Annotated in this window: 12 protein-coding genes; 2 read left to right on the top strand and 10 right to left on the bottom strand. The window is 36.9% G+C overall.

Translation table 11 applies throughout. The annotated features are described in order from the left end of the window. Nucleotides 1-12 precede the first annotated feature (12 nt). Genes PLJ10_05755 through PLJ10_05740 form a run of 4 tightly spaced genes read right to left on the bottom strand, consistent with a single transcriptional unit; the run spans nucleotide 13 to nucleotide 4,405 of the window. The gene (locus PLJ10_05755) at nucleotides 13-1,323 is read right to left on the bottom strand and encodes a hypothetical protein (protein ID HOK09150.1); all 1,311 of its coding nucleotides are present in this window, start codon (nucleotides 1,321-1,323) and stop codon (nucleotides 13-15) included. A 5-nt stretch (nucleotides 1,324-1,328) separates the two neighbouring features. Continuing rightward, the gene (locus tag PLJ10_05750) at nucleotides 1,329-2,408 is read right to left on the bottom strand and encodes a glycosyltransferase (GenBank protein ID HOK09149.1); all 1,080 of its coding nucleotides are present in this window, start codon (nucleotides 2,406-2,408) and stop codon (nucleotides 1,329-1,331) included. A 17-nt stretch (nucleotides 2,409-2,425) separates the two neighbouring features. Beyond that, nucleotides 2,426-3,637: a sugar phosphate nucleotidyltransferase gene (locus PLJ10_05745; protein HOK09148.1), complete on the bottom strand. Its 1,212-nt coding sequence runs from the start codon at nucleotides 3,635-3,637 to the stop codon at nucleotides 2,426-2,428. 18 nt (nucleotides 3,638-3,655) lie between these two features. Then, the gene (locus tag PLJ10_05740; GenBank protein ID HOK09147.1) at nucleotides 3,656-4,405 is read right to left on the bottom strand and encodes a hypothetical protein; all 750 of its coding nucleotides are present in this window, start codon (nucleotides 4,403-4,405) and stop codon (nucleotides 3,656-3,658) included. Between the two features lie 268 nt (nucleotides 4,406-4,673). Here PLJ10_05740 and PLJ10_05735 point away from each other — a divergent pair, with 268 nt between their 5' ends. Next, entirely contained in the window at nucleotides 4,674-5,891 is a 1,218-nt protein-coding gene (locus PLJ10_05735) for a DUF481 domain-containing protein (protein ID HOK09146.1), read from the top strand. Nucleotides 5,892-5,959: 68 nt separating this feature from the next. On the opposite strand, the gene PLJ10_05730 is transcribed toward PLJ10_05735, so the two are convergent. The 5 genes from PLJ10_05730 to PLJ10_05710 all read right to left on the bottom strand — a co-directional run bounded on the left by PLJ10_05730 (nucleotide 5,960) and on the right by PLJ10_05710 (nucleotide 12,545). After that, on the bottom strand, nucleotides 5,960-6,904 hold the full coding sequence (locus PLJ10_05730) for a thermonuclease family protein (GenBank protein HOK09145.1): 945 nt from the start codon (nucleotides 6,902-6,904) through the stop codon (nucleotides 5,960-5,962). Nucleotides 6,905-7,017: 113 nt separating this feature from the next. Continuing rightward, nucleotides 7,018-7,380, bottom strand: a complete 363-nt coding sequence (locus tag PLJ10_05725) for a hypothetical protein (protein HOK09144.1) — start codon at nucleotides 7,378-7,380, stop codon at nucleotides 7,018-7,020. 163 nt (nucleotides 7,381-7,543) lie between these two features. Next, nucleotides 7,544-9,121 carry a hypothetical protein gene (locus tag PLJ10_05720; GenBank protein HOK09143.1) on the bottom strand — a complete coding sequence of 526 codons (1,578 nt, stop codon included), beginning with the start codon at nucleotides 9,119-9,121 and terminating at the stop codon, nucleotides 7,544-7,546. A gap of 8 nt (nucleotides 9,122-9,129) precedes the next feature. Then, nucleotides 9,130-11,412: a neutral/alkaline non-lysosomal ceramidase N-terminal domain-containing protein gene (locus tag PLJ10_05715; GenBank protein ID HOK09142.1), complete on the bottom strand. Its 2,283-nt coding sequence runs from the start codon at nucleotides 11,410-11,412 to the stop codon at nucleotides 9,130-9,132. A 350-nt stretch (nucleotides 11,413-11,762) separates the two neighbouring features. Beyond that, nucleotides 11,763-12,545, bottom strand: coding sequence for an enoyl-CoA hydratase-related protein (locus PLJ10_05710; GenBank protein ID HOK09141.1), 783 nt, complete (start codon nucleotides 12,543-12,545; stop codon nucleotides 11,763-11,765). Between the two features lie 373 nt (nucleotides 12,546-12,918). Between PLJ10_05710 and PLJ10_05705 the strand changes: the two genes are divergently transcribed. After that, nucleotides 12,919-13,698: an FKBP-type peptidyl-prolyl cis-trans isomerase gene (locus PLJ10_05705; protein ID HOK09140.1), complete on the top strand. Its 780-nt coding sequence runs from the start codon at nucleotides 12,919-12,921 to the stop codon at nucleotides 13,696-13,698. A gap of 57 nt (nucleotides 13,699-13,755) precedes the next feature. Here the strand turns inward: PLJ10_05705 and PLJ10_05700 are convergent, their stop codons facing one another. Continuing rightward, complete coding sequence (locus tag PLJ10_05700) at nucleotides 13,756-15,129, bottom strand: hypothetical protein (GenBank protein ID HOK09139.1); 1,374 nt, start codon at nucleotides 15,127-15,129, stop codon at nucleotides 13,756-13,758. Nucleotides 15,130-15,168: the final 39 nt, after the last annotated feature.

Genomic DNA, 15,168 nt, shown 5'->3' with positions numbered 1-15,168 from the left:
AATTATAAATAATTATGTTCTTTCTGTTGAATTGTTATTTGATGTATTTCCAGCGGTAGTGGTGGGTTCCATCCATCGGATGGCTTGCATTTTTAATCTTTCAACCCGTTCTTTGACTTCATAGAAACGGGATAGATATTCTGCGATAGCCCGAAACATCCACGCTACGCCCCACCTTGGAAAGGTGATTTTAGATGTAAAAAATGGATAACGCCGATAATATAGCTCACCTGTTTTTAAGTTCCGCATGTGGAACCATGCCCAGCGCAGAACAAACACTGCAAGAACATGTGCTGCAGGAATAACCTCAGCCAAAATTGAAGGGCACAAAATCCCCTCTGCACAAGCGTGTATATCTACGGGCCATTTCTTATTTTCTGCAAAGTAAGGTTGACCGAATTCTTCAAATAAAGTAGCGTAAAACTGGAACCCTTTCAAAATTTTTTCTTTGAGCACTTCATTGGGTTCTAACTTATAAATTCCATATAAGGACCTTAAAACAAACCCTGTATGATGATTATCTATGATTTTATGTAATTCTTTTTCAGAGGGGTCGCCATCCTCCCAATATCCATAATACCATGAACCGTTTTCGTTTTGTGCATTAAGAGAAAATTCTAATGCGGGTTGTGCGATCTCCTTATATATTTTCTCTCCTGTAATATGGGAGACATAATATAGATATTCTGCTACAAGCAGGTTTGCGTTATGAACTTTTCGTGGGTCCCCTTTAAGCGCATAGCCAAAACACAATCCGCCATTTTTCAGTTTCCAGTGAGGGAGTTCTTTAGTAAAAAATTCTGCAATTTCAAGTATAGCGGAGAGATATTGTTCTTCTTGTGTCATCTGATAAGCGGATAAAAAGGCTTGACCTGCAATAGCGGTAACAACGCTAACAGGAGTTTTCGCAGGGACATGTACTCCTTTGCCAGTATAAGCAAAGGGATATCCCCATGCCCAGCCATCAATACCGGGTGTTCTTTGAGAACGGAGCCATAACAAATGCGTTTTCGCTTTTTCTAAATGTCCCTTTTCAGGCTCTATTGAGTGCAACCGCAGATACCCCGTTGCCATTAATGCATGGGCTTTAGGATTTTCTGTTTTCTTCACACGCAGGAGCCATCGTGTAAATTTAGGAAATAATTCAGAATAGCCGGAACTTAATTTGCGTAGAAGAGGAATGGTCTGTACGGAACGAAATAGAGGATGGTCTTTTACATCGAAACGGTCATAGCCATACAAGCCGTTTTCTTCAATCCAGTTATCTAATTCTTCTATCCACTCCCACGCCAGAGCCACATCCGGATTGTTTGTTTCTTTCATTTGGTTTATCCCTTTGCAATATCCAATAGGAATTCTTTCAGTCGAGGATAGTTTGCTTCAAATGAATATAATTCTATAACGCGTTGTCGCGATTTTCTGCCCATTTGTTCTCGTAAATCTGGGTCCATTATCAACCTTTCTAATCGGTCATACCACTCTTCGGGGGTTTGTGCAAAGAAACCGTGAACGCCATCCTCTATTACTTCTGCATTCATCCCCACAGGTGAGATAACAACAGGTGTCCCCACACCCATGTATTGCAACGCCTTAAAGGCACATTTTCCTCGTGCCCGTGGTGTATCTATCAGTGGCATTAAACCGATATCCGGTTTTTGTAGATATTCAAATTCCTTTTCAAATTTCCAATTTTCGAATACAACATTTACTCCATCCATATTGTAATCCAAGCCATTAGAGGCAATAAACAATTGTATCGGATATTTTTTAGATAACTCTTTCAAAGGGTCTTTGAGTATATCCAGGTATCCTAAATTAGTATGTAGCCCTGTCCAACCTATAATTACTGGATTATTATGTTTTGGGTAATCTTTCTTTTGTTGATGCTTTTCCATATCAATACATGTAGGAACGATAACGATTTTCTTGGCTCCCCATGGTTTCACATGTTCTTCCAGATAACGATTGCCAACGACTGCTCCCGCACATATTTTGCACATCTTTTTAGCCCAATCAAAATCAACAAAACGAAGTAAAAAATTGTTTACGAAAGCTGGTTTTTCCCATACCGCATCGTCAATATCAAAAACCATGTTTTTATTAAATACATGGATGATGTATTCAAATATGGGTGGTCCGTATTTAAATATAGGTCCTCTTAAAAATATGACATCTGCATTAAAAATGTGTCGTAGTTGGAACCAGCGATTAAACCACACACATAGCCAATAAATTGCTTTTTTATACTTTGGTTGGTTCTCAAAATATTTTAGGTAGAAATCCACAGAAGAATGTAAGCAAATTACACATTGGTGCCCTTCCGCTTCAAACATATCCGCAAATTTTTGTACACGATATCTGATAGCGGCAATTTTTTCAGTGGCGTTCCCGAAAAATACTATTTTCATCCTTTTTTTATCCTTTATTAGCCATTTTCTTCACCAATGATGTCTCGCTCAACTATCTCTGCTGGTCGTGTAAATGTGCCAGGCCACATTTTGCGACCTGGGTAAATTGCAGTCAAGATTCCTGTGTGGACATTATCTCCTAAAACCGCTCCTAACTTTTTTAATCCTGTTTCAATCAAGACACCATTCACAACGGATTTAGGTGCTTGTCCATCATGACGGACATTTGCAGTTACCGTTCCACATCCAAGGTTGACCCCCTCACCCAAAATGCTATCACCAACATAATTCTGATGAGGGGCATAGGCATGGTTAAATAAAATCGAGTTTTTTATTTCAGAAGCCTGACCAACACGACAGTTATCCCCGATAGTTGTATAAGGTCTTATCCAGCAGTTCGGACCTATCATACAATTTTTCCCAATGTAAGCTGGTCCCTCAATATAACTACCTGGCCGAACAACTGTCCCTTCATCAATAAAGACTTTTCCTTCGATCCATGCACCTGACATTATCGTTCCCAAGACCTTAGGCTCTTCTATACGGTCTAACAAAAAAGCGTTAGCCCGAAGCAAGTCCCACGGGTAGCCAATAGGTAGCCAATATCCCTCCGCTGGTAATACCCAGAAACCCTTTTGTTCCGCCATTATTTGTATTGCAGAAGTAATTTCAATTTCTCCGCGTTCAGATAAAGGTGTATTATGTAGAATCGGAAAAATCTCTGATGTAAAAAGATAAGCACCGATATTTGCAATGTTGGAGAATATAACTTTCGGTTTTTCGACAAGTTTTTTTACTTTGTTATCACTATCAAGTTCATATATTCCGTAATCTTTGGGATTTGGCACTTCTTTTACTAATGCGGAAGGACGCTTTTGCTGGGCAAGATTTTTCAAATCGTTAGGGTCAAAGAGGTCATCTCCATTTATCGCAATAAATGGTCCTTGAACTTCTTTTTCGCACATCAATACAGCGTGTCCTGTTCCTCGCTGTTCTTCCTGAATAACATAAGTAATCTTTTTCCCTTTCCAGTTATCGCCCAATCGTTGCTGTATCATTTCCTGACGATACCCAACAACGAGAATAAACTCATCAACAAAAGAGTAAAGTCCTTCTAATTGAAATTCAATAATAGGTCGGTTTAATAGAGGGAGTAGTGGTTTTGGACGTGTTACAGTGAGCGGGTAAGTCCGTGTGCTTTTACCTGCACAAAGAATAATTGCTTTCATTCCAAACAAGACTCCTTTTTACCATTCGTCTAATGAATAATCTTCATCTAATCCTTGCATTCGACATTGAATACATAATAACCATGTCCAACAAAAAACAATAATATCTACAGCCGCTAAAGGAATAATTATAACTGTCTTTAGGAGGGCTGTTAAAATAGTTTGTTCCTCGAACACTGGCAAACTAAGGACAAATAATGAAGTAAATAACGACATGGCGATGATAACCCACATCCCGACTGTCTCACCGAACTGCCTTGTGATGGCACGAAAAGGACGTGTCATTGGGTCATCCTCCGATAACTTTTCCCCTGAATACATCCAGCAGATAGATAAGGGCAAATATATAATATTTGCAATAATTCCTAAGACACTAAATAAATCGGCAAGGTTTGAGTAACCATAATCTACTAATACAACTGAAACCCTTGTTATTGTAATCAAAGCAATATTTACACCGAACCAGAGCAGAAAGAAACGGCGCAATGCCTCAAGGTCACTCTTACAACGCCATACGGGGAAATCTAACAAAACTCCTAATCGTGAAAAAATAATAGATTGGATAATCGCCAGAATAGCACATAAGATAATCTCTTTTATAATGTCTATTACAGAAAGGATAAGACTATCAGGGAATCCTTCACCAGAAAGACCTAAATATAATGAAAATAATTCATAGAAAAGAAATAATAAGCTGTGAAGGGCAACATAGGTGACTCCCAACAAAACTACATTTGAGATTTTACCCTTCAATCGTTCCCATTCCATAAAATACAAAACCTTCCTTAAAAAACTATTTATTGTTTATACGTTTCTTAACTACTCCAAGATAGTATCGAGATTAAGTAATATTGAATAGTTACTTTAATATTTTATAATATCCAGCAAGATAATTATACTTCTTTTGCTTACCTTTGTTAACTTTATCTTATGGTTTGTTTTATCTAATTAGGGATTGTTAAATAAATACCTATACATTTTCGTTTATTTGATTAAACAGCACAGTTACAAATCAAAGCAGAAATAGGGAAAATATATGCGAGCATATTTGTTGGTTTTGACAAGTTTCTTTGTAATCTTCTTGCAAGAAATTACTTATGCAGACCGTGTTGAGTTTTCTAATGGCGATATTCTTACAGGAACTATTGTAGAGATTAATGAGAATTATTTGGTTATCAATACAGACATTGCGGGCGTTTTGACTATAAAACGTAAAGATATAAAGAAAATAGAATCTACTTCGCTTGTTGAGGTGACTTACTCGTCAGGAGAAACCTTTCAAGGAACACTGCATGTATCGGGAGATAAATATATTGTTCAGGAAGGGAAAGAGAAAAAGACAATTCTATGGGAAGAAGTAAAAAAGATTGCACCTTTATCAACAAATGAAGATGCAGAAGGAGACCCACTTATTCAGAAAGATAAACGGAAATGGTCAGGAAACATTCGGGCCTCCGCTACACTTCAAAAAGGAACAACGGACACTATAACTATGGAAAGCGGGATCGCTATTTCTGGAAGAAAGAGAAAGGATTCGATAAATATAGAATTAGACGGTGCCTATGGAGAAGTGGAACAACAGATTAATACTCGTAGATATGGTGGAAAGTTTCGTTATCAATACTACCCTAAAGAGAAGTGGTATATATATACAGACACAAATGCGGAACGAGATGAAAGCAGAAAATTAGGTTTGCGGGGGCAAATAGGTGGTGGGACTGGATATGAAATTATTTCACAACCACGTCAGACATGGGCTCTGGAAGGTGCGTTAATGTTAACCCACGAAGAATGGCTTCCTTATGTCCCTTATGAAAAGGATAAGGTTAAGGAACAAAATTTTCAAGATGGACTTAACAAAATTACACAGGCTTCCCAAAGATTAATTCAGTCTCCAGAAGATATAACAAGTTTGGGGGATATAATTGGGGGAACAATCAACATGTTAAATCCATTAGGCAATAATGAAAAGACAAATCAGGATTATACCAGCTTAAAACTTGGGAGCAACTATACAAGAAAGATATTTAATTCAGAATTGTCTCACTCACTAACGTTTGAACCTAATCTCGAACATATTGATAATTACCGGCTTTGCTCTCTCACAACTCTCGTAACACCTGTCTCTAAAAATTTAAGTATCGACCTAACTTTATCCAATGATTACGATAGCGAACATCAAGAACGACGCATTGAACCTTGGGAACATAGACTTTCCGCAGGAATTAGATATGATTTTGGCAAAAAAGATTAATGTCCCAATTCCTTAGTGATGCTTATAAAAAATAAGTGCAAAAATTCAGGTGTAAACCTTGATACAATTTAGGGGAGGCGGAAATTAAGTGTTATCGGCTTTCCATTCCGTATTACCTGAACAGATAATTCCTTCACACCTTTAAGCTGTTCATATATTGGCATAATTTGAGAGAAGTCATTTATTTGAATACCATTCACAGACGAAATAATATCACCATCTTGGAAACCAAGAGCATTAGCATAAGGGATTTGGTTAATATTTGGGACTGCCAAGCCGATAGCATTTCCTGACGAATCTTTTGCCACTGTAGGCAGATGCTTGCTTAACAATTCATTTGGGTCTACTTTTACTTCATTAAAATTGATTTTTGAAACATCTACAAAGGGTGCATTCGAAGTAGAAAATGTGCCTTTGTATACTTCATTCCCCTTGGCTTTTAGCACCTTCTTTTCCTCTTTTTCTTCCGTTTTCTTCTCTTCTTTCTTTTCCACTTTATAGGTTATCTGTGCTAACCCTTTACCTCTACGATAATCCCATGGAGATAATGGAGACATATCAGCCCATAAACCTTTTTTCTGTCGAATAGCCTCTGCACAAAGTTTTTTCAGTTCAATTGCTTCTTTTGCGTTCTCCTCATCCCACCACGCATAACCTTCCTTAACCATCAATTCTTCAACATTAGTAGCATCGTCTGTCTGAACATGAGCAACCTTATTGCCGATACTATCTTGTGTCAAAATATCAATGTTTACTTCTTTATCTTTTATAAGGTCTGAAAGAATTTTTTTTGCCTCCTCAAAATAGTTTTGGCCTTGTTCAGGGCTATCTATACCGTATATTCTTATCTTGAATTCTTGTGAATCATCGATACCTTGAGCAGTAAACAGGTCTCCTTCAGAAATTTCTATGACCTTTACTTTGACTATGTTTTCCCCCGCTAAAAACAGGTGCAATGTAAATATGAATATGGCGAGGAGAATTATTGTATTTCGTGTGTTGCAATTAGTCATAACTATCCCTTTATATATCCTCCCTATATTCTACAACAAAAGGGACAAAACATGCATACATAATTAACGAAACATGTTATTACGAAGGTCGGTGTATTATTAAAGGATGTAATTTAATTTGAAACGCTGGCTACAAGAGAGAAATAACGAAACTTACTCCCGTATTCTTGTTCATACCAATTATTAAATATGGGGGCATACTTTATAATCCACTCATAGGTGGCTTCGTATTTCATGTCTCTACCATGCTTTTCAGACTCAATCCAAACATGTCGCTCAATCTCACGTTTTTGCAAGATATTTTTATGAAGCACTTTAATGTGATGGGGTGAAAATTCGCATAGGTATTGTATCATTTCATTAATGATATCGTCTTCGATGGAAAACTCGATAAATTGATAAAGATTGGAGAGAAACAAATCACGATTACAACCTACTGATAGGAAGGCTTTACCATAACAACAGTCATCATTCACAACATAACTCCTTAACTATAAATCCATTTTATACTTAACGATATATATAAAGTCTTTAAATAATTTAACATATCTAAAATTAAAAATCAAGTTTTTTTGTCAATATTTTATATCTCTATTATTAAAATTATACCTTATACTTGCTAAATTGTGTCAATATATGTTATTTTTGTTTTGAACTTTCCATATTTGTTTGACTTACTTCAGTACCAAAATTTAAGATACTTATTGCCTTAACCTGCCCCTGATTTAGGTTGATTTTAATCTTAAATTCTTTGAATATCTTGATTTTACTGAACAGATTATTTATTTTCTCAGGGTTACGAAATTTGAACATGTTTGACTCTTGTAATGGTAGTAAAGAATTTTCAAACTCCGTTATTAGTTTTTCAGGTTTCAACTGGAGGATAAAAGATGAACTGTTTTCTTGGTTAGATATCTGGGATTTGAGGTGCTCAGTAAGTAAGTTTCCAAGTTCCGCATTGGTATAAAAGATTAGTTGATTCTCTGAGCAATTAATATGTAAATCTGTCTGCGAACTTCCGAACATCGGGAAAATAAATTCATTTGCTTTCTCAGTCGGCAATATTTTATTTTTTTCTCCCAATATGTTCACATTTATACGTGTAAGTGATTGGGTAAAACTTTCGCATATATTGGGCTGTGTTGTTGCAACTATACAATATTTAGGCATAAACGGGATAATTTCATCTACATAAAAGCCATCCAGCGAAAGATAGAACTGATTATTGACTAAAGGAGAAAAGGTTTTTATCCAATCCAATAGAGAAATTTCTTTTTCTATTGGAGGAACAAGTATATCCGTTGTTGTAGGAATTGTTTCAAAAGCCCGAATCCATGTCTTTAAGGGGACTCCTGTGTCAATTGCACATGAAAATGAGCCCTCTATCGGTTCCCGAATAGGTTTTGAAATTAATTGAGCTAATAATAAAGTCCATGGTTTTTCAGGGTCAGGATGGATAGTGGCTTCACTTTTCACACCTAACTGAGTTTCTGTTAATCCTATATAGAATTTTACTTCGGGAATTAAAGATTTTATATTTTCCCAAGGTATTTTTATTGTCCCCCATGCGAGGTGTTTTTCCTGATTTTTTGAGATTTCTGCAGAAAGGATTGTTTCGGATTGCGTTCTGATATCTTGGGTAATGGAATTAATCATTGTTTGCCTGTTTGGAGATAATAATAGAACTCGTCCTTTTCGTGTGTAATAAAGTTTTTGGTCAGGTAAAAATTTTAAATTTAACCCACCTGCCCAATCTGTTTCTACTGTGTGGGATAAGGTAAATAACGTTTCAAGGACACAGCCGACTCTGGATAAGCGAACGATAATTAAATAATCATTAAATGTATCGAGATCATTAATAGAAAAATAGAAGAAGTCATAGATTAAATGTTTGACGACCCATAAAGGAATCTGCTCTTGGTCTGATAATAACTGCTTTACCTTTATAGCTGGAGAATTTGGTTCAACTAAGTTCCATAACGGCGTATTTGCGAGAAGCATCCGATTTTGCATTAATCGAGGACTGAAAATCTGGAAATTTGTCTGCTTTGGAATAAAATTTTCTGCAGGATATGAATCTCTTGATAGCCAGAGGGTTAAAATAATTGCAAGTAAAATCAACACAATAAATAGATTAAGTAAAAACTTAAAAATTCCTCGGCTATGCCTTCGCGTACCATATTTCGGGGTTGAATATACCCGTAACGTTTCGCTCATATCTGTTTTTAGTTGTTTAACTCCATTGATATATAACTTGATGGTTTTCCATCATCTCTTCTTATCGTTATCCATATCTTTTTTTCAGTAGGTTCAAAAATTACAGTGCACCTACTTTGTTCATTCCATATCTGAGGAAGTGAAACGTCCTCCTCATCAGAAAATGTCATTATGGCTTTTAATTCGTCCGTACTTATAATTCGCTCCTCCTCAACCTTCTTAAGTAATATCGAATATCTCTTTACTGTAGTTTCAGATGAAGACACTAATGAACCACACCCCAATACAACACCTTGATTTTTCAATGCCTCCGTAGAAATATCTTCCGAAGGATGTGAGGGGAACGTTTGGGCTACCCATTTTCCTTTTGCGCTTTTACCAGCAATGATAGTGTGATACCCAGCTGGAAATTTTATTTTTTCTACTTCACTAATCACAGTTTCAAAGTTTGTTAACTTTGACAAGATATGTTTCAATGTAAATTCAGGTCCTGGGTTTTTCTCAGATAAATCCAATTTGCTCGTATCACGTGTGACTGATAGTACAATTCCTGCTTCATTCATCCCACATAAGGTACCATAAAACCATGGGAAACTTACTTCTACAAACTTAATACCATCGTTTGGTTGATGGTAAAAAACAGTTGGCGTTTCACTTTCAGCCCAGTCAATTGTATGCCCTATCAATAAATCTTTTGCTCCAGCGCGTTCTCCAAATACTGCGATAGCAGTGCATAAAGGCGTGTCAAATAATGGGTTATAAGTCTGGGCAGTTTTTATATTGAGTGCATTTTGTAAAAGCCATATTTTATCGAAGGCTACTTCTGTCCCGTCAGAAAGACCTGTCAGCTCTTCAATTACATCTGGATGCACCATAGAAGCCCATGGACGAATGCTAATAGCCATTGCTGGTAGGATAATACTACTTGCATCAATCCATGAAGTTGGCAAGGAAGATAATAATCCTTCTTCGGGCAGATATTTGCCTTCTTTTACTGGGGATAAAATAAGTTGTTCATATCGTTTCTGAACAATCTCTTTATATAATCTTCCCCGTGTAAGTCCTCTCTGGTAAGGTGTTCCAGTTAACCGCATGATACTTATCCCAATATCTGTCTGTTCTCTCTCAGGTAGAGTGGTGTTATCTATCTGCTGTTTGAACTGCTCCGCTCCTAATACGTTAAGACAGGAATTAATAACCCATTGTTCCGCTTGCGGTCCAAAGAAATGCATCCCTGCTTCATAAGTGCGGTCAAATAAAAGGTGCTTGGGCACAAAATATAAAAGGTAATCATTAGACAAGCCCACAGTAAAATGGGCTTTGAACCCTGCCATAATCGCAAGTTCTCTTAACTGAAGTGCATATTCAACACATAGCTCACCAGGAAAGAAAGAAATCGCGAGGTCATTGATCTGTAATGATTGGAACACTATTTTTTTTGGGAAAAACTCAGCAATGCTCATGGGCAAATCAATTTCTTGTGAATTGAATTTTAGTTTTACATCTGAAAACGGTATGCTCTTTTGAGCGTCATAAATCCGTTGGGCTAATAATTGACCTACCTTCTCTGTTCTTGCCCACCCTGAAGTATTTTCTGGTGCTTGAATAGTTTGGTTTCCTTCCGCTCCATTCAAAAATAGGGGTACACATCCTGGACTGGCTAATTTTTCTATTTCACGATAAAAATAGCCTGGATAATCAGCAGAGAAGGAGAAAAAATCCTCATCACCAATAGACGTTGGGTGACCTGCCATATTCGCTACAATAGCAATCTCATTCCCATTTGCATCTTCCGAAACGATAAAACCGACTTGAGGGTCCATAGGACCACCTGAATAGCGTCGGTTACATGTTAAATCTGTCTGCTGGATAGTCCCATATCCTAATACTGCATTTTTTGCGTTATTTTTCGCTTCTCGAAGGGTTTGGGCAATAATTCGTGCAGTACGTTCAATTAGTTCGGGTATGTATCTTCCTGAAACAAATCGAATTGGGTAATACTTACACATTCCACCAAAGCCATTATGTGTATGCGTTGCGGTCATGATAATGTTTGTAGGTGAAATATTGTCAGGTGCCATTGCAATAACGCGGTCACGAAGTTCACGGTCAATAACACAAAGGTCTAACGATACAATAAATACCTCTGTTTGGTCATCATTCAAATAAAGGACATGTACCCAGAGTGGGTCATGAACGGCACGTGCACCTTTCCCTAACCGTGCACCATACCCATTTAATGGCACACCTAAATCAGGTGTAATCTCCGCCTTGGCAGACCCTGCTTTCAAGGGATATGCTTTCAATGGGTAGATTAGAATTAGAAGTATGGTAATGCACAAAAAAATTTTTTTGACGTATAAAAAAAGCTTCCAATAATAATTTTTCATCTTTCGGTCTCAGGGTTTACTTTCCTATTTTAGCACTACCTATCATTAAGAATCGACTGAACAAACAAAAAGGACAAATGTCCTTACCAATAAATAAATTTACAGATATTATAAATATATCATTTTATTTTAATACCGTATCAGAATAGCGTTATATATAATTTGTATTTTTAATTATATCTAACACAAATCAGCACAAATAGCAATATAATGTAATGGAAAGATGAAATTATAATATTCTTAACTTCTTTTTATCGACCCTTATATTGAGGCTGTCTCTTATTTAAGAAGGCTTCAATTCCCTCACGAGCATCTGTCGTTTTGGCACATCGTTCAAAGGCTAATTTCTCAAGTTCACAAGCATGGGCAGGGTCTGCTATACGCTTTTGCTGTAACTTAATAAGTTGGCGGATACAAACAGGAGGCTTGCTGGCAAGAAGGTCTGCTAATTCCAGTGCAGTTTTCTTTAGTTCTTCAGGGGCTACCAATTTAGTAATTAACCCATATTTTAGAGCCTCATCTGCTGTGATACTTCTACCTGTTAACAATAAATCCATTGCTCTTCCTTCTCCAATAACCCGTGGTAATCGGAACGTTCCACCCCAACCAGGGATAATACCTAAGTTAATCTCTGGCTGTCCAAAATTAGCATTGGTCGAAGCTATACGGATATGACATGCTAATGCAAGTTCGCATCCACCACCTAATGCAAAGCCATTTACTACCGCAATAACAGGTTTTAAGCATGCCTCTATCCGATTCATCGTTTTAATTCCTTGGGATAACATTTTCCCTTCTCCCATCGGGTCATCTAAATCCTGAGCAATGGTTGGAATATCTGCCCCAGCTGCAAAAAACTTACTTTCTCCTCCCGTAATTATTACAACCTTAATATCAGGACTTGTCTCTGCTTCTTCAATCGCATGATAAATTTCAGCCAACAACTCACGGGATAGAGCATTAACCTTAGGCCGATTTAATGTAATCCAAAAACAGGAATTAACCTTTTCAGTAATTAAAAACTGATAACTCATAAACAACTCCTTGTTAATATTTATTATTATTCTAACTATTCCAAATAAAGTTTAACAAAAACCACAAAAACAAATCATCTTGATTTTATCACTTTCATAATTTCATATTCGTGACAGCAGAAGATATATCTTTTTAAAACTCCACATAAATTGTTAAGTAATTCCTTTATTTTTGAATTCTGAAATAACTCGTTTTATCCTCTTAATATTTATTTAGCATTTACATTACACACATTACAAAATGAACCCAAAAATGAAGGATTTGATTTCTGCATGGGATTAGGAGTATGCTAATGTAAAATTGGGCTGTTTCGTTTATGGTTGAGACTTCCCAGTAAATTTAAAAATAAGCCATTTTAAAGGAGATAACTACATGTTAATGTCGGAAAAAAGTAAGTGTTTAATGATTGTTTCAAGTGTTGTTCTATGTGTTGCTATGTTGTTCAGTGGTTTAGTATTAGCTCAAGATGAGCCGAAATCGGAAAAGCCAAAATTTGAAACAGATGTGGACAAACTTTGTTATACCTTAGGTGTTAATGTTGCAAAAACATTCCAGATGTTAGATACAAAACCAAACTTAGATATGTTAGTTCGAGCCATCAACGATGTTTTAGAAAACAAAGAAATAGCGATGACTGAGGAAGAGATGCAAAATTGTATCCGTTCTTTCCAGCAGAACTTAATGAACGCCCAGATGAAGAAACGAGAAGAAGAAGCAGTGAAGAATGAGCAGGAAGCAAATAAGTTTTTAGAAGAAAATAAAACAAAGGAAGGTGTCGTCACTCTTCCAAGTGGGCTTCAATATAAGGTTTTAAAAGAAGGAACAGGACCGAAACCGAAAGAAACGGACACGGTAACTGTTCATTACAAAGGAACCTTAATGGATGGTACTCAGTTTGATAGTTCTTATGACCGTGGTGAACCTGCAACATTCCCTCTAAACCGTGTTATTAAAGGTTGGGTTGAAGCCTTACAACTTATGCCTGTAGGTTCGAAATGGATGCTTTACATCCCGCCAAATCTCGCTTATGGCAAAGATGGAAATCAACGTATCCCACCAAATGCCTTACTTCAATTTGAGGTAGAACTGTTAGAGATTAAACCTGCGGAAGAGCAAACTGACACAAATACAGTTGAATTGCCAAAGCAATAAATAGTTTTCCAGACTATCTCAAATATGTTAGAAAAGAGCAATTAGATAAGCTTGGTGTTATCCTTCGTGTGCTTCAGGTGCTTTTTTCAAATACGCTACTAAAATCGTAATATAAATAAGGATAACAACAACAGGTATAATCATTGTGCCCCAAGTGGGATTTTCCACATTCCAGGGACCCACAGAATAATCAATTTCTAAAACGCCAGCATTACTTTTTGAAAACAGAGTACCTAAAGTGCTCCCTAACAATCCATGGATAAAACCCAGGGCCACAAGATTACGATTTCTATCTTCCATAAAAACATAGACTAATACAATCCCTAAAATCCATGTTGCAGCCACCAGTCCGTAAGAATCGATGTGAATCATTCCGAAGCATGATGCACTTAATGTCGCTACCAACATCCTTTTTTTATCCCTACAATAAAAATATCCATAGACAAGCCCCATAGGGAAAAAGAAGACTGCCAACCATAGAGCAAGGCGTGCCCAGATAGACGGTGAAGGAATCGCCTCTGGTCCATAAGCAATGGATATACTTATAAAAGCAAAGGCAATGGCTCCTAAAGCACCTAATATCCCAAAATATAATGTTTTAATTAACTGCTTTTTTCCAGTGATCACGTTTTCGGAATGTGTGGAAGGAGCAAACGCTTTGCGAAATCGTGTGCCGAAGTAGGAACTAAACAACAACTGTTGGACAAAACCCCAAAAAACATACCCAAACACACCCAAAGCCCATTGCGATACGCTTAAATGCTCAAAGGCTGACGAACCACGTTGAATATACGCAGAAATAAAGATAACAAATAACAATGGAAGGGATACAATCATTGCAGTGCGAAAGGCAGTATGAAAATTGTCGTATCGGATAGCACAAAACGTGATTAAGAATGAGATGACACTTCCAAACACAAGTACGAATATCACACCAGGAAACTGTGTCGGAAGTTTATATACGTCTACCTGAAAACCAAAGAAACGAATTATTACCTGGAGTTGGAAAAACCGTGCTACATGGTACCATTGTTGGTAATTGATAATATTTAATCCAACGAAAACGATTAGTGAGATAACAATAATTGCTATTCGTCGGTATACAGAACCTGTAGATACAAGTCGCCAATACTGCATTGGATTACCCAATCCCCACGATTGTGTTGTGTCTTTATGTACAGCAGGTGCTACTAATAGCAAATAAGCACCCCCAAAAACTAATAGAAGATTTACTAATACATTTATGGACTTAATTTGTAAAACAACCCCAAATGGATAAGCCACAAGCCACAAGGCACATAAAATAACGAGCATAACAGTCATGGCTTCAATAAAATTTTGTTTCCGTGAATATCGTTCTCGCTCCCAATCGCCTGCAGTTGTTTGAATTAAACGAACCTTTGTAGTGGTGTGTGCATCGGGCATGTTCATTTAAAGACCTCAATTGATGTTTAGATTTAAAAATATTGA

Source organism: Candidatus Hydrogenedens sp., from assembly GCA_035361075.1.
In the GTDB taxonomy this organism is placed as follows: domain Bacteria; phylum Hydrogenedentota; class Hydrogenedentia; order Hydrogenedentales; family Hydrogenedentaceae; genus Hydrogenedens.
This window is presented reverse-complemented; position numbering and strand designations above follow the sequence as displayed.

Excerpts from the sequence above, each read along its gene's own strand:
- PLJ10_05740 (HOK09147.1), bottom strand. The coding sequence starts at position 4,405 with ATGGAATGGGAACGATTGAAGGGTAAAATCTCAAATGTAGTTTTGTTG.
- PLJ10_05745 (HOK09148.1), bottom strand. The coding sequence starts at position 3,637 with ATGAAAGCAATTATTCTTTGTGCAGGTAAAAGCACACGGACTTACCCG.
- PLJ10_05700 (HOK09139.1), bottom strand. The coding sequence starts at position 15,129 with ATGAACATGCCCGATGCACACACCACTACAAAGGTTCGTTTAATTCAA.
- PLJ10_05730 (HOK09145.1), bottom strand. The coding sequence starts at position 6,904 with ATGACTAATTGCAACACACGAAATACAATAATTCTCCTCGCCATATTC.
- PLJ10_05755 (HOK09150.1), bottom strand. The coding sequence starts at position 1,323 with ATGAAAGAAACAAACAATCCGGATGTGGCTCTGGCGTGGGAGTGGATA.
- PLJ10_05705 (HOK09140.1), top strand. The coding sequence starts at position 12,919 with ATGTTAATGTCGGAAAAAAGTAAGTGTTTAATGATTGTTTCAAGTGTT.
- PLJ10_05720 (HOK09143.1), bottom strand. The coding sequence starts at position 9,121 with ATGAGCGAAACGTTACGGGTATATTCAACCCCGAAATATGGTACGCGA.
- PLJ10_05750 (HOK09149.1), bottom strand. The coding sequence starts at position 2,408 with ATGAAAATAGTATTTTTCGGGAACGCCACTGAAAAAATTGCCGCTATC.
- PLJ10_05735 (HOK09146.1), top strand. The coding sequence starts at position 4,674 with ATGCGAGCATATTTGTTGGTTTTGACAAGTTTCTTTGTAATCTTCTTG.
- PLJ10_05710 (HOK09141.1), bottom strand. The coding sequence starts at position 12,545 with ATGAGTTATCAGTTTTTAATTACTGAAAAGGTTAATTCCTGTTTTTGG.